We start from the raw sequence: 24,970 nt of genomic DNA, 5'->3' as shown, positions 1-24,970 counted from the left end.
TCGGGACACTCAACACATATGCATTTATCCGAACTAAAGGCCCTACACGTATCCGCCCTGCTTGAGATGGCGATCGGTCTTGACATTGACAACGCAGCCCGCTTGCGCAAACAGGAGCTGATGTTCGCTATCCTGAAAAAACGCGCCAAGTCCGGCGAACAGATTTTTGGCGACGGCGCCCTGGAAGTGCTGCCTGACGGCTTCGGCTTCCTGCGCTCGCCTGACGCCAGCTACATGGCGTCCACCGACGATATTTACATCTCCCCTTCGCAAATCCGCCGCTTCAATCTGCACACTGGCGATTCGATCGAAGGCGAGGTACGGACCCCGAAAGATGGCGAACGCTATTTCGCACTGGTCAAAGTCGACAAGGTCAACGGCGAATCGCCGGAGATGTCGAAACACCGCATCCTGTTTGAAAACCTGACGCCGCTGCACCCGAACGAGCCGCTGCGCCTGGAACGTGAAATGAATGGCCAGGAAAACATCACCGGCCGCATCATCGACCTGATCGCCCCGATCGGCAAAGGCCAGCGCGGCTTGCTGGTGGCGTCGCCGAAATCCGGCAAATCCGTGATCCTGCAGCACATCGCGCATGCGATCACGGCCAACCACCCGGATATCACGCTGATCGTGCTGCTGATCGACGAACGTCCGGAAGAAGTGACCGAAATGCAACGCTCGGTACGCGGCGAAGTCGTCGCCTCGACCTTCGACGAGCCGGCCACGCGCCACGTGCAAGTGGCCGAAATGGTGCTGGAAAAAGCCAAGCGCCTGGTCGAAATGAAAAAAGACGTGGTCATCCTGCTCGACTCGATCACCCGCCTGGCGCGCGCCTACAATACCGTGATCCCTGCCTCGGGCAAGGTTCTGACCGGTGGTGTCGACGCGAACGCGCTGCAACGTCCAAAACGCTTCTTCGGCGCCGCGCGCAATATCGAAGAAGGCGGCTCGCTGACCATCATCGCCACGGCGCTGATCGAAACGGGTTCGCGCATGGATGACGTGATCTTTGAAGAATTCAAGGGTACCGGCAACATGGAAGTGCATCTGGAACGCCGTTTGGCCGAAAAACGTGTCTACCCGGCAATCAACCTGAACAAATCGGGTACCCGCCGCGAAGAACTGCTGATCAAGCCGAACGAGCTGCAAAAAATCTGGATCCTGCGCAAGTTGCTGTACTCGATGGACGAGATCGAGGCGATGGAGTTCATTCTGGACAAGATGAAGGCGACCAAAAACAACGCCGAATTCTTCGACATGATGCGCCGGGGCGGCTAAATTCCCCTGCCATGTATCGTAGGTCGGATTAGGCCCGCAGGGCTGTAATCCGACAACATTGTTGGCGAAGACGGTGGTGTTGTCGGATTACGCGCTAGTGCGCTAATCCGACCTACGTTGCGCCCGGCGTAAGCACACGCGATCATGCAAAGCCGCTTTCGGGCGGCTTTTTTATTGCCGCCAACCCGAAAGCGCTATATAATCGACGGTTGCATTATTTTAAACCTGGCAAGTGATCGGCAATCGGGTCAAGAAGCAGGACGACCGACGAAGTGCTGTTTGGCTACCAAACTAGAGAGAAGACCATGAAAGTCGATACCCATCCAGAATACCGCGAAGTTGTTTTCCACGATCTGTCGTGCGATTTCAAATTCGTTACCCGCTCGACCATCCAAACCCGCGAAAAAATCACCCACGACGGTAAAGAATACCCGCTGGTGAAGATCGAGGTTTCGGCTGAATCGCACCCATTCTTCACGGGCAAGCACAAAATCGTCGATACCGCCGGTCGCGTCGAGAAGTTCCGTCAGAAGTTCGGTTCGGTTGGTTCGAAAACCGCAGTCGCAGCAGGCTGATTTTTGCCGCTTTGCGGCAAAACAGGGCAGCTCCGGCTGCCAGAGAAAAGGCAGCCACGGCTGCCTTTTTTGTCTTTGGCCGCTTTACTTTATACTCGCGCATACCCGACGCCATTCGTCGCGTCTTGCCACCATTCTGATACCGATTATCGATGAAGCCAGTCCGCCTTCCCGCCGCTGCCACACTCGCGCTGCCACGATGGGCCTTGTTTGCGCTCGGCCTGCTGTACATCCTGCCTGGCCTGATCGGCCGCGAACCGTGGAAGAACGATGATGCCGCCAGTTTCGGCATCATGTGGACCATGGCGCATGGCGGCCTGAACGACTGGCTGTGGCCCAACATCGCCGGCCTGTCGCTGCTTGACGAAGGCCCGCTGGCCTTCTGGCTGGGCGCCATCTTCATCAAGCTGTTCGGCTGGATTGACGGCGACGTCTTTGGCGCGCGCATGTCGACCATCGGCATCTTCGTCGTCAGCACCCTGTCCGTCTGGTACACCGCCTTCAACCTGGGCCGGCGCAACGACGCCCAGCCGCTGCGCCTGGCCTTCGGCGGCCAACCCGAGCCGGACGATTTCGGCCGCACCCTGGCCGATGCCGCCGTGCTCATCTACCTGGGCTGCCTGGGCCTGCTGCAGCACAGCCACGACATCACGGCCGAAGCGCTGTACGTGTCCCTGATGGCCTATTTGCTGTACCGCGCCGTGCGCTACGTGGAAGGCCCGTCCGTGCGCAATGCGGCCCTGCTGGGCCTGGCGCTGGGCGGCCTGACCCTCGCGCGCGGCTGGATCACGCCGGCGGCGCTGAGCATCGCCTTGCTGCTGTGCACCGTCTTCCTGCGCCTGCCGCTGCTGCGCAGCGTGCGCCACCTGGCGCTGGCCATCCTGATTGGCATCGCGCTGACCCTGGTCTGGCTGTTGCCGGGCGAACTGCTGCAGCCATACGGCCATTCGCCGCTGCAAGCGTGGATGGAATGGAATTGCCGCCAGTTCAGCGCCCCCAGCCTGAAGAGCCTGCAATACTTCTGGCGTGTGGGCATCTGGTTCTTCTGGCCCGCCTGGCCGTTCGCCGCCTGGGCCGTGTATGCCTGGCGCCGCCAGCACCACGTGCTGCACATCGTCGTGCCGCTGACCTTTGTCGCCATGCTGGCCATCCTGGGCCTGTGCCATCCCGATCCCGACCCGAGCCAGCTGCTGCCGCTGCTGCCGCCGCTGGCCGTGATGGCCGCGTTCGGCTTGCTGACCATGAAACGGGGCGCCATCAACGCCATCGACTGGTTCTCCGTGATGGTGCTGACCATCTGCGCCCTCGCACTGTGGCTGTTCTGGTTCGCCATCCTGACGGGCTGGCCGCCGAAACTGTCGCATAACGCCCTGAAACTCATGCCAGGTTTCAAGCCCGAACTGGACTTGCTGGCCTTCTTCGTCGCCGCCTGCGCCAGCGCGGGCTGGGTGGCGCTGGTGCACTGGCGCATCTCGCGCCAGCCAGCCGTGCTGTGGCGCGCCGTGGTGCTGTCGTCCGGCGGCCTGATCCTGATCTGGGTGCTGATCATGACCCTGTTCCTGCCGCCGCTGAACTACAGCAAGAGCTACGCCAGCGTCGCGCACCAAATTTCCGTCCACCTGCCGCCGGGCACTACTTGCATCAACAGCAATGTCGGCGCCGCCCAGCGCGCCTCGTTCGCCTACTACGGCCACCTGCCGTTTGCCAATGTGGGCCAACAGCATTGCGACGTGTTCTTGTTGCAAGACAGCATTAAAGTTCCGGATAACAAGGAAAAGCTGCCGGAACACCACGGTGCGGATTGGATCAAGCTGTGGGAAGGACGCCGCCCCACGGATGACGTGGAACGCTTCCGCCTATACCAGCGCGTCAGATAAACAGCAAAAAACCGGGCCAGCCCCGGTTTTTTTATGTCCGCCAGACAATTGCTGACTATAGGAAAAGTGTTGCCTTAAAATATAGTTAATTACCTAAATTGAACTAACATTGTTTTTTATATTATAATAGCCGGCTGCGCGATGGCGGTGTGTTGCTTTCCCGCCCGAATCGTCCCCTAATTTGACTATGAGATTGTCCATGAAATTATTTGCTACCCGTACCTTGCCGCTCATCAGCGCCGCCCTGTTCGCCTTCTCCTTCAGCGCTTCGGCACAAGCCACCGTGGTTGACCTCGGCGTCGCCAATGGCTACTCGGCCTTTATCTTTGGCAACATCGGCAGCAGCGGCGCCAGCGGTTTTACCAGCGTCGGCGGCAGCATTGCCGCTGGCGGCAATATCTACCTGGACAACTACAATGTCGGCACGAATAAAAAGCCAGGCAGCGCCGTCAATTCGGTCGTTGCTGGCGGCAACCTGAACACGGGCTGGGGCACGCTCAGCGGTTCGGCCGTGTACGGCGTCAGCAACCCTAACGCCACCCTGACGGCGCCACAGTGGTTTCCAAAAGACAACATCAGCAAAGGCAATGCCTCCACCCTGGACTTCGCGGGCGCCAAGCAGCAACTGACGACCCTGTCGGGCGACGTGGCCAAGCTGCAATCGAACGGCACCGTGATCTCGCAGTACGGCAACATGACCCTGGTCGGCAATGTCAACGCCGACGTGAATATTTTCAACATCGATGCGTCGAACCTGCATAACCTGACCCTGGACCTGTCCTCGCTGAAAAGCACGGCCAGCATCATCATCAACGGCACGGCCACCAACATCACCATGAGCGGCGGCTTCGACAATTTCGCCAGTTTCGCCAACCGCACGCTGTTCAACTTCGCCAACGCCACCACCACCAACCTGCAGAACGTCGGCATCAACGGCAGCATCCTGGCGCCGCACAGCGCGTTCTCCGGTTCGGGCGACATGAACGGCACCCTGATCGCCAATTCGGTCAGCTCGATCAATCGTGGTCACGTCGCGATGAACGGTTCCGGCTTCAACACGGTCAACGTGTCGGCCGTACCTGAGCCAGGCACCTACGCCATGCTGCTGGCCGGCCTGGGCTTGCTGGCCTTCATGCGCCGCCGCACGCCAGCGCGCGCACCGCAAGCCGCGATGGCCTAAGCTTTACGCCGCATCAATAAAAAACACCGGGCCGCGCGAGCGTCCCGGTGTTTTTTTATGGGCGGGCGAAAAACTTATTCCGTGCTCAAGCCCAGATCCGTCGCCACCTGCTTGCGCAATACATATTTCTGGATCTTGCCCGTCACCGTCATGGGGAATTCCTCGACGAAGCGCACATAGCGGGGAATCTTGTAATAGGCGATCTGCCCGTCGCAAAAGGCGCGGATATCCTCGCTGGTGGCCTGCGTGCCCGGGCGCAAGATGATGCAGGCGCACAGTTCTTCACCATACTTGGCGTCCGGCACGCCCACGCATTGCACGTCGAGCACGCTCGGGTGGCGGTACAGGAATTCCTCGACTTCGCGCGGGTAGATGTTTTCGCCGCCGCGTATGACCATGTCCTTCGAGCGGCCGACGATGCTGCAAAAGCCGTAGTCGTCGATGACGGCCAGGTCGCCCGTGTGCATCCAGCGCGCCGCGTCGATGGCCTCCGCTGTTTTTTCCGGGTCGCCCCAGTAGCCCTGCATCACGGAATAGCCGCGCGTGAGCAATTCGCCCTTTTCGCCGCGCGGCACGATGCGGCCTTCCGCATCGATGATTTTCACTTCCAGGTGCGGGTGGACCCTGCCGATGGACGAGACGCGCATCTCGCGCGGGTCTTCGATCGACGTCTGGAAGCTGACGGGCGACGTTTCCGTCATGCCATACGCAATCGTGATTTCCGCCATGTGCATCAATTCGATGACCCGCGTCATGACTTCCATCGGGCAAGGCGAGCCGGCCATGATGCCGGTGCGCAGCCGGGACAAGTCATATTGCTTGAAGTCGGGATGGTCGAGGATAGCGATGAACATGGTCGGCACGCCATGCAATCCCGTGCAGCGCTCGGCCTGCACCGTTTCCAGCACGGCTTTCGGATCGAAGCCTTCGCCGGGAAACACCATGGCCGCGCCGTGCGTGACGCAGGCCAGGTTGCCCAGCACCATGCCGAAGCAGTGGTACAGGGGCACGGGGATGCACAAGCGGTCCCGTTCCGTCAGGCGCATGGCTTCGCCGATGAAGAAACCGTTGTTCAGGATATTGTGGTGCGTCAGGGTGGCGCCCTTCGGCGCGCCCGTGGTGCCGGACGTGAACTGAATGTTGACGGCGTCGTCAAACTGCAAGCCAGCACTCACTTCGGCCAGCTGCGCCAGGTCGGCGTCCGTGATGCCGTCCATCACCGCGTCGAAGTTGTGCATGCCCGGCGTGGCGGCCGCGCCCAGGCGGATGACGTGGCGCAATTGCGGCAGGCGCGGCGACTGCAGGGCGCCGGCGCGCGAACGGGCGATTTCCGGCACCACGTCTTGCACGATGGCCAGATAATCGCTGGACTTGAAGCTGGGCGACAGGATCAGCGCGCTGCATTGCACCTTGTCGAGCACGTATTCGAGTTCGGACCGGCGGTAGGCGGGGTTGATGTTGACCATGATCAAACCGGCTTTCGCCGTGGCAAACTGCGTCAGCACCCATTCGGCGCAATTCTGCGACCAGATGCCGACCCGGTCGCCCGGCTGCAAGCCCAGTTTCAGCAGGCCGGCGGCCAGCTTGTGCACGCGCTGCTGGAACTCCAGATACGTCCAGCGCACGTTCTGGTGCGCCACGATCAGGGCGTCGTGCTGGCCGTAGCGCGCGGCTATGCCGTCCAGGTAGGCGCCTATCGTTTCGCCGATCAACGGCGTCTCGTGGGCGCCGTGTACATAACTCATTGCTTGCATGCTGTCTCCGGGGTGGGTGGCGCGGCGCGCTCTTGTTATCGTCTTCGATGCAGAAAATTATAGCCGCAACCGCCCCCGCCCTGCGTCAGCTTGCTGTAATGTGCAGGCCAGCACACCAGACACTCACGGCACCATGACAGGCAACACCCAGCACACGCCCGAACAGGGCTTCATTCTGACCCGCCACTGGCGCGATACCAGCGCCGGCACGGAAGTTGATTTCTGGCTGGCAACGGACGCCGGGCCCCGCCACGTGCGCCTGCCCGTGCAGACGGCCGTCGCCTTTATCCCCATGGAGCAGCAGGAGCAAGCGCAACAGCTGCTGCGCGGCGAGCGCCATGCCGAGCTGCGTCCCCTGTCGCTGTGCGATTTTCACCACCGTCCCGTGCTGGGCCTGTACTGCAGGCAATACCGGCATTTGCTGAAGCTGGAAAAGCAGCTGCGCGCGCACGGCATCGATGTGTACGAAGCGGACATCCGCCCGCCCGAGCGCTACCTGATGGAGCGTTTCATTACGGCGCCGGTAACGTTCAGCGCGGAAACAGGGCAGGACGTGCAGCTGAAACCGGCGCCCGGCTACCGGCCAAGCTTGAAACTGGCCTCGCTCGATATCGAGACGACGGCCCATGGCGAGCTGTATTCGCTGGCCCTGGAAGGCTGCGGCCAGCGCCAGGTCTACATGCTGGGGCCGCAAAACGGCGGCGATGAGCTACTCGACTTCGACCTCGAATACTGCGACAGCCGCGCACAGATCCTCGAGCGCCTGAACACGTGGATGGAGCGGCACGATCCGGACGCCATCATCGGCTGGAACCTGGTGCAGTTCGACTTGCGCGTGCTGCGCGAACACGCCGAGCGCTACCAGGTACCGTTGAAACTGGGACGCGGCGGCGCCGTGATGGAATGGCGCGAGCATGGCGGCAAGCAGGAGCATTACTTTGCCGCCGCCGCGGGACGCCTGATCATCGACGGCATCGAAGCCTTGCGCTCGGCGACATGGAACTTTTCCTCGTTCAGCCTGGAAAACGTGGCGCAGACCTTGCTGGGCGAAGGCAAGTCCATCGACAATCCCTATCAGCGCATGGCCGAGATCGACCGGCGTTTCCGCGAAGACAAGCCCGCGCTGGCCCGTTATAACCTCAAGGATTGCGAGCTGGTCACGCGCATCTTCGCCAAGACCGAGTTGCTGACATTCCTGCTGGAACGGGCCAGCGTGACGGGCCTGGCGGCCGACCGCAGCGGCGGCTCCGTGGCCGCCTTCGAGCACCTGTACTTGCCGCTGATGCACCGGCAGGGTTACGTGGCGCCCAACCTGGGCGATGTCTCGGGCGAAAACAGCCCCGGCGGCTTCGTCATGGATTCGCAGTCGGGCCTGTACGATTCCGTGCTGGTGCTCGACTATAAAAGCCTGTACCCGTCCATCATCCGCACTTTCCTGATCGACCCCGTGGGCCTGGTGGTGGGCACCAGCGGCGACGAGGCCGATACCGTGCCCGGCTACCGGGGCGCGCAGTTTTCACGCGTAAAACATTGCCTGCCTGCCATCGTGAAACAGGTGTGGCAAGGGCGCGAGGCGGCCAAGCGCGAGCGCAACGCGCCGCTGTCGCAAGCGTTAAAGATCATCATGAACGCGTTTTACGGCGTGCTGGGGTCGAGCGGCTGCCGCTTTTTCGACCCGCGCCTGGCCTCGTCGATCACCCTGCGCGGCCACGACATCATGCACCGCACGCGCGAGCTGATCACCGAGCAAGGTTATCAGGTGATCTATGGCGACACGGATTCCACGTTTGTGTGGCTCAAAACAGCGCATACGGATGAAGAGGCAGGCAAGATCGGCCGCGCCCTGGTGGCGCATGTGAACGCCTGGTGGGACGCCCATCTGCGCGAAGAATTCGGCCTCGAGAATGCGCTGGAACTGGAATTCGAGACCCATTACCGGCGTTTCCTGATGCCCACCATCCGCGGCTCGGAAGAAGGCAGCAAGAAGCGCTACGCGGGCCTCGTGGGCAAGCCCGACGGCAGCGAACAGATGGTCTACAAGGGCCTGGAAACGGTGCGCAGCGACTGGACGCCGCTGGCGCAGCAATTCCAGCAAGCCTTGTACCTGCGTATCTTCCAGCGCGCCGCCTACCAGGACTATGTGCGCGACTACGTGGCGCGCACGGTGCGCGGCGAATTCGACGCTTTATTGGTCTACCGCAAGCGCTTGCGCCGCCCGCTCGACGATTACCAGCGCAACGTGCCGCCCCACGTGCGTGCGGCGCGCACGGCCGACGCCTACAACCTGGCGCAGGGCCGGCCGCTGCAATACCAGAACGGCGGCTGGATCAGCTATGTCATCACGGTGGCGGGGCCGGAACCGCTGGAAACGCAGCGCTCGCCCATCGACTACCAGCATTACCTGACGCGCCAGCTGCAGCCGGTGGCCGACGCGATACTGCCCTTCCTGGGCGACGATTTTTCGCGCCTGGTCTCGGGACAACAGGATTTGTTTTAGATCAATTTTACTGACCTGCGCGGCCAAGCTGAGGTAATATCGGCGCCTGCCGGGCCAGTCCGCGGGCGCTGTGCGCCGGGGCAGCGTAAAATACGCCTTGGCGAAAGAATAAGAGCTGCATGAAGAAGAAGATGCCATTCCAGACGAGAATCATTCGCAAGAAGATTTTCCCCGCTGAAATGGCGCATAATTTCACACTATGTTGAACCAGCGGGCAGCAGCAACAGCCATCTGCCCTGCTAATTTTTGAATGAATTGACACCATGACCGAGATCACGTCCCTGAGAGACATCCCGCAAAAAAATATCTTCCGCAAGGGCGACACCTTTGTGCTGTTCGGCGAGCTGTTCGGCCGCGGCTATGTGAATGGCTTGCTGGACGAAGCGCGCAAGGCGGGCATGAATATCGTCGGCATGACGGTCGGCCGCCGCGATGAAAACATGGCGCTGCGCCCGCTGAACGCGGAAGAGCTGGCGGAAGCCGAAGCCAACCTGGGCGGCCGCATCATCAATGTGCCGCTGATGGCCGGTTTCGACCTCGACGCGCCAGCCGGCGAACCGACGCCGACGGCCCTGCTGGCCGACATGACCCTGAAAAGCTGGCAGGAAGACAAGCTGGACTGGGCGCAGATCGAACGCTGCCGCGAAGCCGGCATCGCCCGCTTCAGCGCTTCCGTGGCCAAAGCCATGGCCGAGCTGGACAGCCTGATTCCTGACGGCAGCAATGTGTATTTCGCCCACACCATGGCGGGCGGCATTCCAAAGGTCAAAGTCTTCCTGGCGATCGCCAACCGCATCTACAAAGGTCGCGGCGAGCGCTTCATGTCCTCGCGCGCCCTGCTCGACAGCGACCTGGGTAAATTGATCCTGATGAACTTCGACGAAGTCACGGCCAACACCCTGCAGCACCTGATCGACGGCAGCGCCGCCATCCGCGCCCGCATCGAGCAAACGGGCGGCCAGGTGCGCTACAGCGCCTACGGCTACCACGGCACCGAGATCTTGATCGACGGCAAATACCAGTGGCAAACCTACAGCAACTACACGCAAGGCCTGGCCAAGATGCGCCTGGAAAACGTGGCCAAGGCCGCGTGGGAAAAAGGCATCAAGGCGACCGTCTTCAATTGCCCGGAAATCCGCACGAATTCGTCCGACATTTTCGTCGGCGTGGAACTGTCCCTGTTCCCCCTGCTCGACGCACTGAAAAAAGAAGGCGGCGCAGCCTGGGCCGAAGAGCAATGGAAAATCTGCCAGGGCTTGCTGGAAGACGGCGTGTCGCTGCAAGACTTGCTCGACCGTATCGCCGCCTACAATGGCGACGCCACGAGCGTGCAGTTCCGCAACTTCGCCGCCTGGCCGATGGACAACACCCCTGAGCTGGCCGACGTCATGATCGGTACCTCGGACGACATCACCAAGCTGCACAAGGACCGCAAGGAACTGATCACCGACCACCTGAGCTCGCTGGTGCTGGAAGGCACGGGCCCGCTGATGTTCCACACCATGTCGGAACCGCCAGCGCCCGTCGTCTGGCTCAACCACGACATCATCGCGCGCCAGCTGAACTCGGTTCACAACTGAGCTTGATGTAGCGCACACCACCGACGGCCCGGCTCATCCCCGGGCCGTCGGCGTTTCTGCGCGTGCTTTATGCGCGCACGATGGACACGCCGCCATCGGCCAGCAGTGCCGTGCCGGTGGTGAAGCTCGAGGCATCGGACGCCAGGTACAGCGCCGAGCGGGCGATCTCGTCCGGCGTAGCCAGACGTTTTAACGCATGCAAGCCCGCCACGAAGGCCAGCGCTTCGGGCGTATTCGCCACTGCGCGCCCCATGGGCGTATCGGTGCCGCCCGGCAGCAGGGCATTCACGCGGATACCCGCCGTGCCATACTCGGCCGCCAGGGCCTTGGTCAAACCGATCACGCCCGCCTTGCTGGCCGCATACGCGGCCATGCCGGACATGCCCAGCGTATGGCCGACAAAGGTCGAGGTAAAAATCAGCGAACCGCCGCCGCGCGCCGCCATGGCGGGCAGCTGATATTTGGCGGCCAGGAAGGCACTGGTGAGATTGGTGTCGACCGCCGCCCGCCAGTCTTCCAGGGCAACTTCCTGCGTGGGTCCCATGGGTCCCAGGGTGCCCGCATTATTGAAGGCGATATCGAGGCCGCCAAAGCGTTGCAGCGCCAGCGCCACGGCCGCTTGCGCGCACGCCGCCTCGCCCACGTCGCCGGCACAGGCCACGGCTTGCGCGCCGCCGTCCGCCAGCTGCGCCACCAGCGCATCGAGTTCCTTCCGCCGCCGCGCCACCAGCACCAGCCGCGCGCCATGCCGCGCAAACAGCCGCGCCGCCGCATGGCCAATGCCCGAGCTGGCACCCGTGATGATGGCGACCTTATTTTCCAGTTGTAACATTTGCGTCCCCTTCATGTGGCTGAAAGGGAAAAGATAGGCCGGCAAGCCAGGCGCGGCACTCCGCTTCTTGCGCTGGAATCGGCATCGTCACAGATTCTGCAGGCTTGGGCAAAACACACGCCAAGCATAAAACTTGCCAGATTGTGACAAATCAGTGATAATGCGTCTCGCGTTGCCGGGATGGCGGAATAGGTAGACGCACGGGACTCAAAATCCCGCGCTGGAAACAGCGTGCCGGTTCGATTCCGGCTCCCGGCACCACAGAACACTTTAGTTGCACCTGATCAAACCCGCCCATCGACAGATGCTGCGGGTTTTTTTATGGCGTTTATGTAAACGCCCTGGCCGCGCCCGGTTTGTCGCTCAGCTCGTCGCAGGCCAAGCTCCCTCGCTTGCTCGATCCCCTTATCCAAACGGCCGCACGCCAAACAGCACGCCATGCAGCCAGAACGCCAGCAGCAGCCACAACGCACAGCCCGCGACTATGGCGATCAGGGTGCCTTGGACGGTGCCGCCCTGGTAGGCGACGCCGGCCGCGCGGTCGCGCTGCACGGCGGCATACAGATCCACCGACGACCAGACGAGGAAGCCGCCGAACAGCAGCACGTCGGCCACGTTGCCGTTGGCCAGCAGATGCGCGACGGCCCAGAGTTGTGTGCCGAGCAGCATGGGATGGTGCACCAGGGTCTTGATGCGGTTGCGCGGCACATTGGCCGCCGCCAGCAAAATCAGCGAGAACAGCATCAGCAGGCCGCTGGCGTGGCGCAAGCCCATGGGCGGCGTCCACAGCACCTGCGGCTGCTGGCGCGCCAGGGCGTAGCCCCAGATGATCAGGCCCAGGCCGGCAAACGCCACGAGCGAATACAGGCCTTTCCAGCGTTTTTCGCCCAGGCGCGCCAGCTGGGCGCTGCGCCAGCCGTCGGCGACGATGCGCACCGAGTGCAAGCCCAGGAACAGCAGCAAACCGAGTATCAGCACCGTCATCGTCTTCTCCCCCAGTCAATGCCCGCTATCGAGCATACGCGACGCCATGGCCGGCGCCGTCCGTGCAGATCAACGTTCTTCGCGATAGTAATCGCAGCCCTCGAACGTGGTGCGCAGCGCCTGCTGCAGCTGGGCGTAGCGCTCGGGCGTCAAGTTGAAACGCACGTCGATCTGGCCGTCGTCATCCATCTGCATGGCGGCCTCGGCATCCATCTGCACGGACAGGCGGTTCGGATGCAGGATCACGGCGTGCATGTGGCCATACCACGCAAATTCCTGGCCGCCATATTCAATATACGGTTCGTCCATGCCCGTGGCCACGTCCTGCTCGTCGTATTCATCGGCGCGCTGCAGCATCAGGTAGACGGGCTCGCCTTTGCCCGCTGGCGCGGCCAGGGTGGTGATCAGGGCGTCGTCTTCATGGATGACGGACAACTCGGTGGCGGTAAATCCTGCGGACATGGCATGCTTTCAACAAATAAATGAATGACGCCACCATAGCGCAAAAGCGCCGCGCACGACATAGGGCGCGGCGAATAAAGCATGCCGCCGCCGGCCGCGCTCGCCGCCTATAATGGCCATTCCATCCATATTGCACAGGAGACCGTCTTGACCGCCGCATCACCTTATACCACCCGCCTGGCCATTCCCTCCATCGCCACCTATCAGCAGCTGCGCGTCGTCGCCGGGCTGAGCGCGAAAACCGCGGAGGCGGCGGCCAAGGGCTTGCCGAATTCCCTGTTTGCCGTGCAAGTGCTGCATGGCGACGAGGTCGTCGGCATGGGCAGGGTCATCGGCGATGGCGGCTGTTTTTACCAGGTCGTCGATATCGCCGTGCTGCCGGCCCACCAGGGCAAGGGCTTGGGCAAGCTGATCATGCGCGAAATCCGCCAGTTCATCGACAGCGACGTGCCGGAAAGCGCGTACGTCAGCCTGATCGCCGATGGCCAGGCGCAAGACCTGTATGCGCAGTTCGGTTTCAAGCATACGGCGCCCGCCTCCGTCGGCATGGCGCTGAAGCGCTAGGCGCCCGATGCCGGTCTGGCTGCTGTGCTGCATGGCGCTGGCGCTGCTCTTGAGCGCTGCCGCCTGGCGCGCCGAGCGCGCGCGGCAACGGCGCGGGCGCACGACACGCTGGCTGTGGCTGGCGGCCATCGCCGCGTCCGTCATCTTGCCCCTGGCGTGGCTGCCCGGCGTGCTGGCGGCCATGCCGGCGAAGCAGGCGCAGCTGAAACTGGGCTGGTTTGTCTTATCGAGCGGCATGCTGTTGATGCTGGTGCTGCGCAGCATCTGGCTGCTGTCGCACCAGCGCCGCTGGCAGAAAACATCGCTGCTGGGTACTCCCGTGTACTTGAGCGGCGGCATCGGCCCCTGCGTGGCGGGACTGCTGCGGCCGCGCATCGTGATGCCCGTCTGGCTGCAACTGATTCCTCCCCAACAACAAGCGCTGCTGCTGGCGCACGCACAATGCCGGCTGGCCGCGCGCGATCCGCAGTTGCTGGCCCTGGCCTACGCCTTGATCGTGATCATGCCGTGGAATGTGCCCCTGTGGTGGCAGCTGCACCGGCTGCGCTTTGCCATCGAGGTCGATTGCGATGCGCGCATGCTGGCGCACGGCCACGCGCTGCGCGACTATGCCTTCGTCCTGCGCCGGCACGGCCAGTATTATTCGGGCTTGACGGGCGCCTCGCCCATCGTGCTGAACGATCCGCTGGCGCTGCGCCGGCGGCGCCGGATCATGGCCAGATTTACCCGGGACCGGGCGGCGAACTTGCTATAGTAGCGGCAACGCCGCGCGGCACGCCCGCGATCCCGGCTTCCCCCTTCGAAATCAGAGAGATACCATGCTTTACCTGCTTGCCATCGTGATCGTCATCGCCCTGCTGTACTACGTCTTCAGCGGCCGCACGCCCGTCAAACCGCTGCACAAGCCGCTCGTCTCCGTGCGCCAGTACGTGCCGGCGATCCCTGCGGGCGCACCGGCGCACCACTGGAGCGACGAGGGGCGCTTTGCGTCGGAAGTGGAAAACGAAGCGATGTACCAGAGTGCCATCGCCAGGCTGGCCGGCGAACACGGCCCCGGCAACGCGGAAGAAAAATGCCTGGCCCTGCTCGTCTGCGACGATGCCAACCCGTTCCAGGACAAGGCCATCGCCGTCTTCATCGACGGCCTGCTGGTGGGCTACCTGTCGCACAACGACGCCCTGCGCCTGCGCCGCAACCTGGGCCGCATGGATCTGGTAGGCCAGCTGACCTCGTGCGACGCCGTCATCCGCGGCGGCGGCCTGTGGAACGGCAAGCGCCTGTCGTACGCCGTCTGGCTGGACTTGCAGCCGTACAACTAATGATCGCTATAGCGCGCGCGCCAGCCTGACGGCCCGCGTGGCAATAAAGCTGGGCAGGAATTTTTCAATTTCAAAGCGTGGGTGGGGATGCATTTCCTCGTGGTAACCGGCCAGCACGAAACCCGCCGCCAGCTGGCCGCCGATCTGGCTGTCCAGGCCGTGGCCGAAGACCAGCGCCTCGCCCTTTTCCATGCGCGCCGCCAGCACATCGGCATCCATATCCTCCACATCCGAATACGGCAGCACGAAACGGGGCCGTATCAAGCCCTGCTGTGCCCATTGCGGATCGCGGTCGCCGATGAACACGGCCGGATTGAAGAAACTGCTCAGCAGCACGCCGCCATCGGCCAGCACGCGCGCGCATTCGCGCCACACGGGAGCGATATCGGGCACGTACTGGTTCGACACGGGGTGGATGATGACATCGAAGCTGGCGTCGGCAAAGCAGGCCAGGTCGCGCATGTCGCCCTGGACGGTGGCCAGTTGCAAGCCGTCGCGTTCGGCCACCATGCGGTCTTGCGCCAGTTGCTGTTCAGACAGATCGAAGACGGTGACGTGCGCGCCGGCGGCAGCCAGCACGGGCGCCTGCTGCCCGCCGGCACCGGCCAGGCACAGGATGCGCTTGCCACGCACCTCGCCCAGCCAGCCGGCCGGCAAGGGACCGGGCGTCAGATGGATTTGCCACTGCCCGGCACGGGCCGCGGCGACGGTGGCGCTGTCGACGGGCTGCGACCACGGGCTGTTCCGTGCAGCCTGCGCATCCCAGGCTTGCTGATTGTGCCGCAAGAAGTTGTTACCGTTATTACCTAAAGGCATCGTCATCCTTTCAGAAAAACAGGACGCGAATGTAGCATGACTCCAGGCAAGGCGCCACACTGCGCGTGCTGGCCGAAAAGAATACGAGAAGGCCTGGAAGCCCGAGAAGTGAACTCCCGCCACGGCCAGCGTTGTTGCGTCACACAAAGAAGTGCCGGACAGATGGCGCCGGCGCCGATGCAGACCACTGGAAGGGCAAGGAGTTCAATGCCATTATCGCCGGCAGGAAGCCAGGCATTTTGATGCACATCAAACACCTCGCAATTTTCTGCCGATGGACTTGCAGATGGCCATCGCCCGTGTTTTTTTGACCCACGTCAAGCCCCGCATAAGAAAACTGCCGTCCAGCACGGCAATGCTGGACTTGCCCGTGTTGCCGTTCTAGCCTTGTTGCCACCCTGACTAGCGAATGACACCATGGCTTACAAATCCATCCTCGTCCACGCCGACCTGTCGCGCCATGCGCCGCAGCGCATCGCCATCGCGGCGCGGCTGGCGCACACGCACCAGGCGCACCTGATCGGCGCCGCCATGACGGGCGTGTCGCGCTTTACCCTGGAAAACAACCGCGGCATGCGCGGCGGCGCCGTGGCGGCGCAGATCAATGCCCTGCACGGGCAGGCGGAGCAGGCGCTGGACCAGTTTGAAACGCTGGCGCGCCAGGCCGGCGCCGTTTCGCTCGAGCGGCGCCTGATCGAAGACGACGAGGATGGCGGCCTGGCCGTCAGCGCCCGCTACAGCGACTTGACGGTGCTCAGCCAGCACGACGCCAGCGAAGCGCTGCCCGGCACCATGAGCGACCTGGTGCCCTACGTCATGCTGAACGCGGCCCGTCCCGTGCTGATCGTGCCGCGCAGCGGTCAATTCGCGCAAGTGGACAACACCGTGGTGGTGGCCTGGGATGGCAGCATGGAAGCGACGCGCGCCATCGGCCACGCCCTGCCGCTGCTGCGCGCGGCGCGCCTGGTGGTACTGGCCCTGCTGCACCCGCCGGCCGGCCACGCACAGCCGGCCCGCCATCCGGGCGCCGACATCGCCGCCTACCTGAGCCGCCATGGCGTGCCCGTCGAGGTGCGCCCCGCCGTCACCACGGGCGACGTCGGCGCGGCGCTGCTGGCCATGACGGCCGAAGTGCATGCGGACCTGCTGGTCATGGGCGGCTACGGCCACGCCCGCTTCCGCGAAATCCTGCTGGGCGACGTGACGGAAACGGTGCTGCGCCAGATGACCTTGCCCGTGCTGATGGCGCACTGAGATCCCGCGCGCCACGTTCTGTTGCACAATGGCTATACTTGCCTGATTTTCCATATCAAGGCAATGTAGATGAAGCAACAAATGATCAATTGGGGCAGCAGCCTGGCGCCGTTCGGCAGCGAACTGCTGTGGACCGCCCTGCCATCGATGCTGCTGTATGGCATGCTCGGCTTTGTGCTGGCGCTCGGCATCTGCTACCAGCTGGCCAGAAAATGCCTGCTCGTGCGCCGTCCGCGCGCCTGGCATGTGGCCGCCAAGCTCAGCTATGTATTGATCCTGTTCGCGCTGCCGCTCCTCGGCGGCGGGTTTGGCGCCGTGCACAGCGCACACCGCATGGTCAACCAGGCCCTCGAGCGCGACCTGCAGCCGGTGGTCGAAGCGCAGATGCCGGCGCTGCGCGTCTACCTGGAGCAGCAGGCCAGGCTGATCGCCCCGGGCCAGCCCATCAGCGTGCGCAGCCTGCTCGAACCCTTCGTGCAAGGCATGTATTACCAGCCCACGTCCAGCAGCTACTGGGAACGCAGCAAGGCGCGCTGGATCAATGAATTCATCCTGCGCCGCGGCAGCGTGCTGCTGACGCAAGTGCTGCAGGAACAGCTGATCGCCAGGGTCGGCCTGCTCGGCGAAGCGCTCAAGGGCGCCAACTTCCGTGGCCAGGCGACGGGCGAGCTGGCCGCGCTGGGCACCGACCTGGCCGTGCGCCTGACCACCGACGTGGCGCGCCAGGCCGACTTCAGCAAACTCGACAAGTCAGTGCCGATGATCTTCATCGATGCCATCAAGCGCCAGGCCGGCGCCTATTTCAATTCGCTCAAGATCACGCTGGGCCTGTTCGCGCTGGTCGCGCTGCTGCTGGTATGGGGCGAGATCATGCTGTACCGCCACTATTACCTGCGCCGCCATCCGGCCGCCACGGCCCTGCCCGTGCCACCGACGTAAAAAAGCCGCCCCTCCTTGCGGATGGCGCGGCTTTCAGGCGGCAACTAAAAGCTTAGGCTTTGCGCTGCGCCACGGCGTCGACCACGCACAAGGCCGTCATGTTGACGATGCGGCGCACGGTGGCCGATGGCGTCAGAATGTGCACGGGCTTGGCGCAGCCGAGCAGGATCGGGCCCACGGCGATGCCGTTGCCGGCGGCCGTTTTGACCAGGTTGTAGGCGATGTTGGCCGACTCGATGTTCGGCATGACGAGCAGGTTGGCGTCGTTCTTCAGTGCCGAATTCGGCATGATTTTCTGACGCAGCTTGCTGTCGAGGGCCGTATCGCCGTGCATTTCGCCGTCGATTTCCAGGTCCGGCGCGCGTTCCTTGACGATGGCCAGCGCGGCGCGCATCTTTTGCGCCGAGGCGCTGTCGCTGGAACCGAAGTTCGAGTGCGACAGCAGGGCCGCGCGCGGCGACAAACCAAAACGGGTCATCTCTTCGGCGGCCATGATGGTGATCTCGGCCAATTGCTCGGCGTCCGGGTTTTCATTGACGTGCGTGTCGACCATCACCAGCTGGCGTTCCGGCATGATCAAGACGTTCATGGCCGCATACACGTTGCTGCCGGCGCGCTTGCCCAGCACCTGGTCGATGTATTTCAGGTGCAGCTGGGTGGTGCCGAAGGTGCCGCAGATCATGCCGTCCGCGTCGCCCTTGTGGATCATCATCGAACCGATCAGGGTGTGGCGACGGCGCATTTCCAGTTTCGCGTATTCCTCGGTGACGCCCTTGCGGCTCGTCATGGCGTAGTACGTATTCCAGTAATCGCGATAGCGCTCGTCGAAGTCCGGGTTGATGACGTCGAAATCGACGCCTTGCTTGAGGCGCAGGCCGAACTTCTGGATGCGCGCTTCGAGCACGGGCGGACGGCCCACCAGGATGGGACGCGCCAGTTTTTCATCGACCACCACTTGCACGGCGCGCAGCACGCGCTCTTCTTCGCCTTCGGCGTAGACGATGCGTTTCAGTTCGGCCGGCGTGGATTTGGCCATCAGGAACAGCGGCTTCATGAAGGTGCCGCTGCGGTAGACGAATTGCTGCAGGCTGTCCGCGTACGCCTGCAAGTCCTTGATCGGACGCGTGGCGACGCCGGAATCCTCGGCCGCCTTGGCCACGGCCGGCGCGATCTTGATCAAGAGGCGCGGATCGAACGGCATCGGGATCAGGTATTCAGGGCCGAACGACAGGTTGCTGATGCCGTAGGTAGTGGCCACGATGTCGGACTGCTCGGCGTGCGCCAGATCGGCGATCGCGTGCACGACGGCGATTTCCATCTCGCGCGTGATCGTCGTCGCGCCGCAATCGAGGGCGCCGCGGAAGATGTAGGGGAAGCACAGCACGTTGTTGACCTGGTTCGGATAGTCCGAACGGCCCGTGGCGATGATGGCGTCGCTGCGCACGGCCTTGACTTCTTCCGGCAGGATTTCCGGATTCGGGTTGGCCAGCGCCAGGATCAGCGGGTTCGGCGCCATCTTGCGCACCATGTCCTGTTTCAGCACGCCGGCGGCGGAAACGCCGAGGAAGATGTCGGCGTCCGGGATGACTTCGCCCAGGGTGCGCAGCGGCGTGTCTTGCGCGAAGCGTTCCTTGTCCGGGTCCATCAGTTCCGCGCGGCCCTTGTAGACCACGCCGGCCAGATCGGTGACGTAGATGTTTTTGAGGGGGAAGCCCAGGTCGACGATCAGGTCCAGACAGGCCAATGCCGCCGCGCCCGCGCCCGAGACGACCAGCTTGCAGTCCTCGATCTTCTTGCCGACGGCTTTCAGGCCGTTCAGGATGGCCGCGCCGACGATGATGGCGGTGCCGTGCTGGTCATCATGGAAGACGGGAATCTTCATGCGGTCGCGCAGCTGGCGCTCGATGTAGAAGCACTCGGGCGCCTTGATGTCTTCCAGGTTCACGCCGCCGAAGGTCGGTTCCAGCGACGCGATGATGTCGACCAGTTTATCGGGATCCGATTCGTTGATTTCGATGTCGAAGACGTCAATGCCGGCGAATTTCTTGAACAGCACGCCCTTGCCTTCCATCACCGGCTTGGCGGCCAGCGGGCCGATATTGCCCAGTCCCAGCACGGCCGTGCCGTTGGTGATGACGGCCACCAGGTTGCCGCGCGCCGTGTATTTATAGGCATTCGCCGGATCGATGACGATTTCTTCACACGGTGCCGCCACGCCTGGCGAGTAGGCCAGTGCCAGGTCGCGCTGGTTGGTCAGTTGTTTGGTCGGCGTCACGCTGATTTTGCCGGGGCGCGGGCACTCGTGATACTCGAGTGCGGCCAAGCGCAATTGTTGACGCAATTCTTCTTTTTTATCAGATGACGAATCCATGCTGTGCTGCCTTCCTGTTTGGTCGATCGGGTGTTCCGGATTTTATCAGACCGATTCTTTCAATTAGCTAGGTATTTTCCGCTAGCCACAGTCTGATATCACGAAAACGCATAACCTAGCATTGTAAGGCCGTCCGGCGGCACAAACGTCCTCAACAGGAAAAACTATCAAATTTTAGATTTCAATTAGTTTTTGTGATCAGTCGCCGGGGGCACGCCACAGCGGCAGCGCGGCGACGGCGCGCTCGAGATCGTCCATGTCGTCGTGGCCCAGGCTGGTGTCGAAGGGGGCGGACAGGATGCGGCGCATCAGGGCCAGACGCGTCGTGGCTTGCTCCTCGTCGATGAAGCGCGTCGTCTCCGCGCAATACCGTGCGCGGCGCTGGGCATCGGCGCCGTCATCATCGCCGTCGGGATAATAATGGCGGCCAATGTTATTGAGCGATATCAACAAAAATTCGATCTCGCGCAGGATGCGCAGCGCATCCTCGCCGGACAGCACGATGCGGCGGTTGGCGGGCAGCAGGGACGGCGGCACGGCGCGCTTATTCGAAATTGTCATCGATCAGGAAGCCGTAATCGTCATCGATCAGCATTTGCAGATACGCATCGAAACTGTCGGCGATGACCTGGTAGTTGTCGGGATCGTGCAGGAAGCGCACGACCTGCCCCACCTTGCCCGACGCCGTGGGCGTGAAATCGACATACAGGCGCGAGGAGCCGCCATTGTTCATGCAATGCGAAAAACACAGGCGCTGGCCCTGCTGGATGCCCGCGTCGATGCGGGTGTCGACGATGCCGGGGTCGTCTTCCAGGTAATGGCCGTAGATATCGGCGATGCTGCGCTGGTTCGCTTGCCGGTCTTCCAGGATCTGTTCGACGGAGCTCAGGTAATACGGGTACTCGAACACGTCCGAGCCCAGCATGTACACCAGCACCATGCCGCCCGCATATTCCTGGTAATACGTGCCGTTGTACTGGCCCAGCAGGCGCAGCAGGCTGTCCGGGCACAGCGGATACGTTTGGCGCAAGCTGGCCAGTTGCGCCGCGCTGGCGCCGCTGGCCAGCGCCAGCTCCGCCAGCGGCTCGGGCGGCATGGCCTGGCGCAAGCCGGCTAAATAGTGGTCGACGATGTTCATAGCCGAAATATATCAGCTGGCCGATACGCCATGCGCACGCTAGCGCGCACCGGCCAGCCGCGCCCCCGGCGCGAAGCGCACGGCGATCAGCAGCAACAGCACCACGCCGCCCGCCATCACCATCCACGCCTGGGCCAGGCTGGACGAATGCTGGCGGATCAGCCCGGCGATGAAGGGCATGCTGCTGGCGATGATGTAGCCGCCGCCCTGCACAAAGCCGAGCAAGGCGCCGGCGCCGGCCGGGTCACGCACGTGGTCCATGCTGACGATCAGCGACAGGGGAAACAGGGCGCCGATGCCGCAGCCGAGCAGGATCACGGCGGGAATGGCCAGCTGCGCGGGCGCCACGATCAGGCAAGCCAGGCCGGCCAGCACTGCCAGCAAGACCGACAATAACAGGATGCGGCGGTCGGGGAAGCGGTGGATGATGCTGGAAATCACCAGTCCCGCCAGCACTTCCACCAGGGTCAGGCCACCGAGCAGCAAGCCGCTGTCGGCCGCGCTCCAGCCCAGTTCCGTATAAAACGGCGGCAGCCAGGCCAGCACCAGCGTGTACGCCCCCGTGCCGATGCCAAAGAACACCATCAGCAGCCAGGCGCGGCCACTGCCCACGGGCAGGCTGGCGCCCGCGCCGCCGGTCACCTCCACGCGCGAGGCGGCGGCGCGGCGCCACAGCAGCGCGGCGGCCACGGCGGGCAGCGCCCACAGGGCCAGCAGCGCTTGCCAGCCCCAGCTTTGCGCCAGCGGTGAGGCGGATGCGGCGGCAATGGCCGCGCCGCCCATGATGCCCGTCGTATAAAAGCCCATCAACTGGCCCGCCCGTTCGGGGAAATGGCGCTTGATGAAAGCCGGCAGCAGCGCCTGCACCAGCGCGATGCCCAGGCCGCCCAGGGCCGCCGTGGCGATCAGGCCGCCGCTGCCATGCAAGGGCCAGCGCAAGGCGCAGGCGGCAGCGATGATGGCGATGCCGAGGCTGATGCCGCGCGCCACGCCCAAGCGGCGCTGCAGCTGGGCGCCCGCCAGCGCGCACACGCCCATGGCGAACACGGGCACGGTGGTCAGCAAGCCCGCGTCGGCATTGCTGAGGCCCGTGCTGGCCTGGATGCTGTCGAGCAAGGGGCCGATGGCGGCCAGGATGGGGCGCAGGTTCAGGCCCAGCAGGATGATGGCGGCCACCAGCAAGGCGGACGAGGGCAGCGGAGAAGAGACGGGGCGTTCAACAGGCATGGCAGAGTAGTCCTTGCCTCGCAGGGAGGCACATGGTTTAATGCGTGACATAATCACTTGATGAAAAGTATCTTAGCATAAAGATAGAAATCTATCTTTATGTCGAGATAAATGCCTACGCCATGACGGATACCCCGCAAGAACACACGCGCGCGCAATTTGCCGCCGCACAATGGCAGCGCGAGCTGCCGCAGATGGATACGCGCGCCATGCAGCTGGTGGGACAGTTGGGCACGGTGGCGCAGCTGATGGCGCGCGACTGGCTCAATCCCCTGTTCGCCGAACACGGCTTGCAGCCGGGCGAATTCGACGTGCTGGCGACATTGCGCCGCTCGGGCGCGCCCTACAGCCTGACGCCGACGGCCCTGTACGAGGCGGCCATGCTGTCTTCGGGCGGCATGACCAACCGCATCGACCGGCTGGAAGCGGCCGGCCTGATCGAACGCCAGAAGCACCCGACGGACCGGCGCGGCGTGCTGGTGGCCCTGACACCCCAGGGACTGGCCTTGATTGAACAGCTGGTGCTGCTGCACGTGGAGAACGAGCGCGCCATGCTGTCGGCCTTGAGCGCGGACGAGCAGCGCCAGCTCGACCAGTTGCTGGCCAAGCTGCTGCAAGGCATGGCACAGGCGAAGAAGGGCTAAGCAGCGAGCAGCTGCGCCAGCTCGCGCAGCGCTGCATTGCCGCGCCGGGCCAGGCGCTGCAGGTCGGCAGGATCGCGGCTGTCGTACAGGGCCTGGACATGGCCCACGCTGGCCGCGCGCAAGTCGATATCGCTGTCGCGGTCTGGAAGCTCGGCGTCGGCCACGTGCCCCTCGACCAGGGTCAGATAATAATGGCGGGGCTTGCCGCGCAAATTGGCGGCAAACTGCAGCACCAGGCCGCTGTCGAACAGCAGGGCGCCGCTGCGGCCGCCCTGTTCCAGCAGCACGCGAAACGCGGGCAAGGGCTGCCGCGCCGCGCGCAGGAAGCCGGCCAGGTGCACCTGGTAACCGAGGTCCAGGCCATTCGCGCCCAGCTGGCCGCGCTGCAGATACGCCTTGAACGACGCCTGCACGGGCCGCTTGCCCCTGAGGAACAGGCGCTCGTCCTCGTACAGGCACAGCTGACCACCGTCGCTGATGGCGTCGAAGCCATGTGCTACCAGCTCCTGCGCCTCAAAGGTGGCCAGGCCGACGGCTTGCGGGTCGCGCAGCCAGCCGTGATCGAGCCAGGATTGCAGTAGAACGTGAATATCGGAAAGGGGCATGGCAAGTTGCTCGGCAGTGACAAAGGCCTGTATTGTAGGCCAGCCTATAATAGCCGGGCCACACCATCACTCAACGAACAGACCACGCCATGGCCCCACACGACGCGCTTTCCGAATTCGACCTGATCAAACACTATTTCGTGCGCCAGCGCCCCGGCCGCGCCACCCTGGGCATCGGCGACGATTGCGCGCTGATGACGCCAGCGGCCGGCAAGCAGATCGCCATCTCCTCGGACATGCTGGTCGAGGACCGGCACTTCTTTGCCGGCGCCGACGCCCGCATGCTCGGCCACAAAAGCCTGGCCGTGAACCTGTCCGACCTGGCCGCCATGGGCGCGCGCCCCGTGGCATTCACGTTGGCCCTGGCGCTGCCGCAAGCGGAACGCGCCTGGCTGGCCGGCTTTGCCGACGGCCTGTTCGCGCTGGCCGACGCCTTTGATTGCGAACTCATCGGCGGCGACACCACCAAGGGCCCCTTAAATATCTGCATCACCGTATTTGGCGAACTGGCGCCGGGCCAGGCCCTGCGCCGCAGCGCGGCCGTGGCGGGCGACGACATCTGGGTCAGCGGCACCCTGGGCGACGCGCGCCTGGCGCTGGCCGGCTACCGCATGGAACAGGAATTATCGCCAGCCGACCTGGCCACTGCAGGCGCGCGCATGCACACGCCGACGCCGCGCGTGGCGCTCGGCTGCGCTCTGGCCGAAGCGGGCCTCGCGCATGCGGCCATCGACATTTCGGACGGCCTGGTCGGCGACCTCGGTCACATCTTGAAAGCGTCGCGCGTGGGCGCCACCCTCGACGTCGACGCCCTGCCGGCCGGCCCCGTGCTGGCGCGGCAGGAAACAGGCCTGCGCCGCCGCTACACGGCCGCCGGCGGCGACGATTATGAACTGTGCTTCACGGCGCCCGCATCGTCGCGCGACGCCATCGCCGCACTGGCGATCAGCTGCGGCACGCCCGCCACGCGCGTGGGCCGCATCGAGACGCAAGCAGGCTTGCGGCTGGTGGATGCGGCCGGACAGCCCCTGGATTTACAACTGAGCTCGTTCGACCACTTCAGCGACTGAG

General features: G+C 63.6%; 23 protein-coding genes and 1 tRNA gene. 14 read left to right on the top strand and 10 right to left on the bottom strand.

Annotated elements, in window-relative coordinates:
* The first annotated feature begins 18 nt into the window (after positions 1-18).
* The 4 genes from rho to CSQ95_RS08120 all read left to right on the top strand — a co-directional run bounded on the left by rho (position 19) and on the right by CSQ95_RS08120 (position 4,913).
* Entirely contained in the window at positions 19-1,281 is a 1,263-nt protein-coding gene (rho, locus tag CSQ95_RS08135) for a transcription termination factor Rho (RefSeq protein WP_034746249.1), read from the top strand.
* A 305-nt stretch (positions 1,282-1,586) separates the two neighbouring features.
* Positions 1,587-1,856 carry a type B 50S ribosomal protein L31 gene (locus CSQ95_RS08130; protein WP_034746247.1) on the top strand — a complete coding sequence of 90 codons (270 nt, stop codon included), beginning with the start codon at positions 1,587-1,589 and terminating at the stop codon, positions 1,854-1,856.
* A 152-nt stretch (positions 1,857-2,008) separates the two neighbouring features.
* Entirely contained in the window at positions 2,009-3,733 is a 1,725-nt protein-coding gene (locus tag CSQ95_RS08125) for a glycosyltransferase family 39 protein (protein ID WP_070311644.1), read from the top strand.
* A gap of 199 nt (positions 3,734-3,932) precedes the next feature.
* Entirely contained in the window at positions 3,933-4,913 is a 981-nt protein-coding gene (locus CSQ95_RS08120) for a choice-of-anchor A family protein (RefSeq protein ID WP_099409113.1), read from the top strand.
* 74 nt (positions 4,914-4,987) lie between these two features.
* On the opposite strand, the gene CSQ95_RS08115 is transcribed toward CSQ95_RS08120, so the two are convergent.
* On the bottom strand, positions 4,988-6,667 hold the full coding sequence (locus CSQ95_RS08115) for an AMP-binding protein (RefSeq protein ID WP_099409112.1): 1,680 nt from the start codon (positions 6,665-6,667) through the stop codon (positions 4,988-4,990).
* Between the two features lie 133 nt (positions 6,668-6,800).
* Between CSQ95_RS08115 and CSQ95_RS08110 the strand changes: the two genes are divergently transcribed.
* Together CSQ95_RS08110 and CSQ95_RS08105 are read left to right on the top strand one after the other, a co-directional pair.
* Complete coding sequence (locus tag CSQ95_RS08110; RefSeq protein WP_099409111.1) at positions 6,801-9,164, top strand: DNA polymerase II; 2,364 nt, start codon at positions 6,801-6,803, stop codon at positions 9,162-9,164.
* 263 nt (positions 9,165-9,427) lie between these two features.
* The gene (locus CSQ95_RS08105; RefSeq protein WP_070290994.1) at positions 9,428-10,744 is read left to right on the top strand and encodes a hypothetical protein; all 1,317 of its coding nucleotides are present in this window, start codon (positions 9,428-9,430) and stop codon (positions 10,742-10,744) included.
* Positions 10,745-10,811: 67 nt separating this feature from the next.
* Here the strand turns inward: CSQ95_RS08105 and CSQ95_RS08100 are convergent, their stop codons facing one another.
* The gene (locus CSQ95_RS08100; protein WP_099409110.1) at positions 10,812-11,576 is read right to left on the bottom strand and encodes an SDR family oxidoreductase; all 765 of its coding nucleotides are present in this window, start codon (positions 11,574-11,576) and stop codon (positions 10,812-10,814) included.
* Between the two features lie 174 nt (positions 11,577-11,750).
* Here CSQ95_RS08100 and CSQ95_RS08095 point away from each other — a divergent pair.
* Positions 11,751-11,837, top strand: a tRNA-Leu gene (locus CSQ95_RS08095).
* A 144-nt stretch (positions 11,838-11,981) separates the two neighbouring features.
* On the opposite strand, the gene CSQ95_RS08090 is transcribed toward CSQ95_RS08095, so the two are convergent.
* On the bottom strand, positions 11,982-12,560 hold the full coding sequence (locus tag CSQ95_RS08090; RefSeq protein ID WP_099409109.1) for an NnrU family protein: 579 nt from the start codon (positions 12,558-12,560) through the stop codon (positions 11,982-11,984).
* A 69-nt stretch (positions 12,561-12,629) separates the two neighbouring features.
* On the bottom strand, positions 12,630-13,022 hold the full coding sequence (locus tag CSQ95_RS08085; protein ID WP_070290944.1) for an Imm10 family immunity protein: 393 nt from the start codon (positions 13,020-13,022) through the stop codon (positions 12,630-12,632).
* Between the two features lie 147 nt (positions 13,023-13,169).
* Here CSQ95_RS08085 and CSQ95_RS08080 point away from each other — a divergent pair, with 147 nt between their 5' ends.
* From CSQ95_RS08080 to CSQ95_RS08070, 3 genes are all read left to right on the top strand, one after another.
* On the top strand, positions 13,170-13,586 hold the full coding sequence (locus tag CSQ95_RS08080) for a GNAT family N-acetyltransferase (RefSeq protein WP_257217985.1): 417 nt from the start codon (positions 13,170-13,172) through the stop codon (positions 13,584-13,586).
* Between the two features lie 7 nt (positions 13,587-13,593).
* A complete protein-coding gene (locus tag CSQ95_RS08075; protein WP_099409107.1) occupies positions 13,594-14,340 on the top strand; it encodes a M56 family metallopeptidase in 747 nt (248 codons plus the stop codon).
* 64 nt (positions 14,341-14,404) lie between these two features.
* Positions 14,405-14,905 (top strand): hypothetical protein, encoded by a 501-nt coding sequence (locus CSQ95_RS08070; RefSeq protein ID WP_099409106.1) that lies wholly within the window; start codon positions 14,405-14,407, stop codon positions 14,903-14,905.
* 6 nt (positions 14,906-14,911) lie between these two features.
* Here CSQ95_RS08070 and CSQ95_RS08065 read toward each other — a convergent pair whose 3' ends face one another.
* Positions 14,912-15,727 carry a class I SAM-dependent methyltransferase gene (locus CSQ95_RS08065; RefSeq protein ID WP_218963591.1) on the bottom strand — a complete coding sequence of 272 codons (816 nt, stop codon included), beginning with the start codon at positions 15,725-15,727 and terminating at the stop codon, positions 14,912-14,914.
* 411 nt (positions 15,728-16,138) lie between these two features.
* Between CSQ95_RS08065 and CSQ95_RS08060 the strand changes: the two genes are divergently transcribed.
* Both CSQ95_RS08060 and CSQ95_RS08055 read left to right on the top strand, forming a co-directional pair.
* On the top strand, positions 16,139-16,975 hold the full coding sequence (locus CSQ95_RS08060; RefSeq protein WP_099409105.1) for a universal stress protein: 837 nt from the start codon (positions 16,139-16,141) through the stop codon (positions 16,973-16,975).
* Positions 16,976-17,044: 69 nt separating this feature from the next.
* Positions 17,045-17,914: a hypothetical protein gene (locus CSQ95_RS08055; RefSeq protein WP_099409104.1), complete on the top strand. Its 870-nt coding sequence runs from the start codon at positions 17,045-17,047 to the stop codon at positions 17,912-17,914.
* 52 nt (positions 17,915-17,966) lie between these two features.
* On the opposite strand, the gene CSQ95_RS08050 is transcribed toward CSQ95_RS08055, so the two are convergent.
* From CSQ95_RS08050 to CSQ95_RS08035, 4 genes are all read right to left on the bottom strand, one after another.
* The gene (locus CSQ95_RS08050; RefSeq protein ID WP_099409103.1) at positions 17,967-20,285 is read right to left on the bottom strand and encodes an NADP-dependent malic enzyme; all 2,319 of its coding nucleotides are present in this window, start codon (positions 20,283-20,285) and stop codon (positions 17,967-17,969) included.
* A gap of 198 nt (positions 20,286-20,483) precedes the next feature.
* Positions 20,484-20,846, bottom strand: a complete 363-nt coding sequence (locus tag CSQ95_RS08045; RefSeq protein ID WP_218963590.1) for a hypothetical protein — start codon at positions 20,844-20,846, stop codon at positions 20,484-20,486.
* Positions 20,830-21,423 (bottom strand): SMI1/KNR4 family protein, encoded by a 594-nt coding sequence (locus CSQ95_RS08040; protein ID WP_099409102.1) that lies wholly within the window; start codon positions 21,421-21,423, stop codon positions 20,830-20,832. Before CSQ95_RS08040 ends, CSQ95_RS08045 begins: the two co-directional genes overlap by 17 nt.
* A gap of 39 nt (positions 21,424-21,462) precedes the next feature.
* Complete coding sequence (locus tag CSQ95_RS08035) at positions 21,463-22,650, bottom strand: MFS transporter (RefSeq protein ID WP_099409101.1); 1,188 nt, start codon at positions 22,648-22,650, stop codon at positions 21,463-21,465.
* 122 nt (positions 22,651-22,772) lie between these two features.
* On the opposite strand from CSQ95_RS08035, the gene CSQ95_RS08030 reads away from it, so the two are divergent.
* Positions 22,773-23,294 (top strand): MarR family winged helix-turn-helix transcriptional regulator, encoded by a 522-nt coding sequence (locus CSQ95_RS08030; protein ID WP_099409100.1) that lies wholly within the window; start codon positions 22,773-22,775, stop codon positions 23,292-23,294.
* On the opposite strand, the gene CSQ95_RS08025 is transcribed toward CSQ95_RS08030, so the two are convergent.
* Entirely contained in the window at positions 23,291-23,899 is a 609-nt protein-coding gene (locus tag CSQ95_RS08025; protein ID WP_099409099.1) for a hypothetical protein, read from the bottom strand. The genes CSQ95_RS08030 and CSQ95_RS08025 overlap by 4 nt on opposite strands.
* An 89-nt stretch (positions 23,900-23,988) precedes the next feature.
* On the opposite strand from CSQ95_RS08025, the gene thiL reads away from it, so the two are divergent.
* Complete coding sequence (thiL, locus tag CSQ95_RS08020) at positions 23,989-24,969, top strand: thiamine-phosphate kinase (RefSeq protein ID WP_099409098.1); 981 nt, start codon at positions 23,989-23,991, stop codon at positions 24,967-24,969.
* Position 24,970: the final 1 nt, after the last annotated feature.

The sequence above is a fragment of the Janthinobacterium sp. BJB304 genome (assembly GCF_002735765.1).
GTDB lineage: Bacteria > Pseudomonadota > Gammaproteobacteria > Burkholderiales > Burkholderiaceae_D > Janthinobacterium.
This window is presented reverse-complemented; position numbering and strand designations above follow the sequence as displayed.

Bases quoted from the DNA above. Each gene is read 5' to 3' on its own strand.
- rho (WP_034746249.1), top strand. From the start codon at position 19: ATGCATTTATCCGAACTAAAGGCCCTACACGTATCCGCCCTGCTTGAG.
- CSQ95_RS08130 (WP_034746247.1), top strand. From the start codon at position 1,587: ATGAAAGTCGATACCCATCCAGAATACCGCGAAGTTGTTTTCCACGAT.
- CSQ95_RS08125 (WP_070311644.1), top strand. From the start codon at position 2,009: ATGAAGCCAGTCCGCCTTCCCGCCGCTGCCACACTCGCGCTGCCACGA.
- CSQ95_RS08120 (WP_099409113.1), top strand. From the start codon at position 3,933: ATGAAATTATTTGCTACCCGTACCTTGCCGCTCATCAGCGCCGCCCTG.
- CSQ95_RS08115 (WP_099409112.1), bottom strand. From the start codon at position 6,667: ATGCAAGCAATGAGTTATGTACACGGCGCCCACGAGACGCCGTTGATC.
- CSQ95_RS08110 (WP_099409111.1), top strand. From the start codon at position 6,801: ATGACAGGCAACACCCAGCACACGCCCGAACAGGGCTTCATTCTGACC.
- CSQ95_RS08105 (WP_070290994.1), top strand. From the start codon at position 9,428: ATGACCGAGATCACGTCCCTGAGAGACATCCCGCAAAAAAATATCTTC.
- CSQ95_RS08100 (WP_099409110.1), bottom strand. From the start codon at position 11,576: ATGTTACAACTGGAAAATAAGGTCGCCATCATCACGGGTGCCAGCTCG.
- CSQ95_RS08090 (WP_099409109.1), bottom strand. From the start codon at position 12,560: ATGACGGTGCTGATACTCGGTTTGCTGCTGTTCCTGGGCTTGCACTCG.
- CSQ95_RS08085 (WP_070290944.1), bottom strand. From the start codon at position 13,022: ATGTCCGCAGGATTTACCGCCACCGAGTTGTCCGTCATCCATGAAGAC.
- CSQ95_RS08075 (WP_099409107.1), top strand. From the start codon at position 13,594: ATGCCGGTCTGGCTGCTGTGCTGCATGGCGCTGGCGCTGCTCTTGAGC.
- CSQ95_RS08070 (WP_099409106.1), top strand. From the start codon at position 14,405: ATGCTTTACCTGCTTGCCATCGTGATCGTCATCGCCCTGCTGTACTAC.
- CSQ95_RS08065 (WP_218963591.1), bottom strand. From the start codon at position 15,727: ATGACGATGCCTTTAGGTAATAACGGTAACAACTTCTTGCGGCACAAT.
- CSQ95_RS08060 (WP_099409105.1), top strand. From the start codon at position 16,139: ATGGCTTACAAATCCATCCTCGTCCACGCCGACCTGTCGCGCCATGCG.
- CSQ95_RS08055 (WP_099409104.1), top strand. From the start codon at position 17,045: ATGAAGCAACAAATGATCAATTGGGGCAGCAGCCTGGCGCCGTTCGGC.
- CSQ95_RS08050 (WP_099409103.1), bottom strand. From the start codon at position 20,285: ATGGATTCGTCATCTGATAAAAAAGAAGAATTGCGTCAACAATTGCGC.
- CSQ95_RS08045 (WP_218963590.1), bottom strand. From the start codon at position 20,846: ATGACAATTTCGAATAAGCGCGCCGTGCCGCCGTCCCTGCTGCCCGCC.
- CSQ95_RS08040 (WP_099409102.1), bottom strand. From the start codon at position 21,423: ATGAACATCGTCGACCACTATTTAGCCGGCTTGCGCCAGGCCATGCCG.
- CSQ95_RS08035 (WP_099409101.1), bottom strand. From the start codon at position 22,650: ATGCCTGTTGAACGCCCCGTCTCTTCTCCGCTGCCCTCGTCCGCCTTG.
- CSQ95_RS08030 (WP_099409100.1), top strand. From the start codon at position 22,773: ATGACGGATACCCCGCAAGAACACACGCGCGCGCAATTTGCCGCCGCA.
- CSQ95_RS08025 (WP_099409099.1), bottom strand. From the start codon at position 23,899: ATGCCCCTTTCCGATATTCACGTTCTACTGCAATCCTGGCTCGATCAC.
- thiL (WP_099409098.1), top strand. From the start codon at position 23,989: ATGGCCCCACACGACGCGCTTTCCGAATTCGACCTGATCAAACACTAT.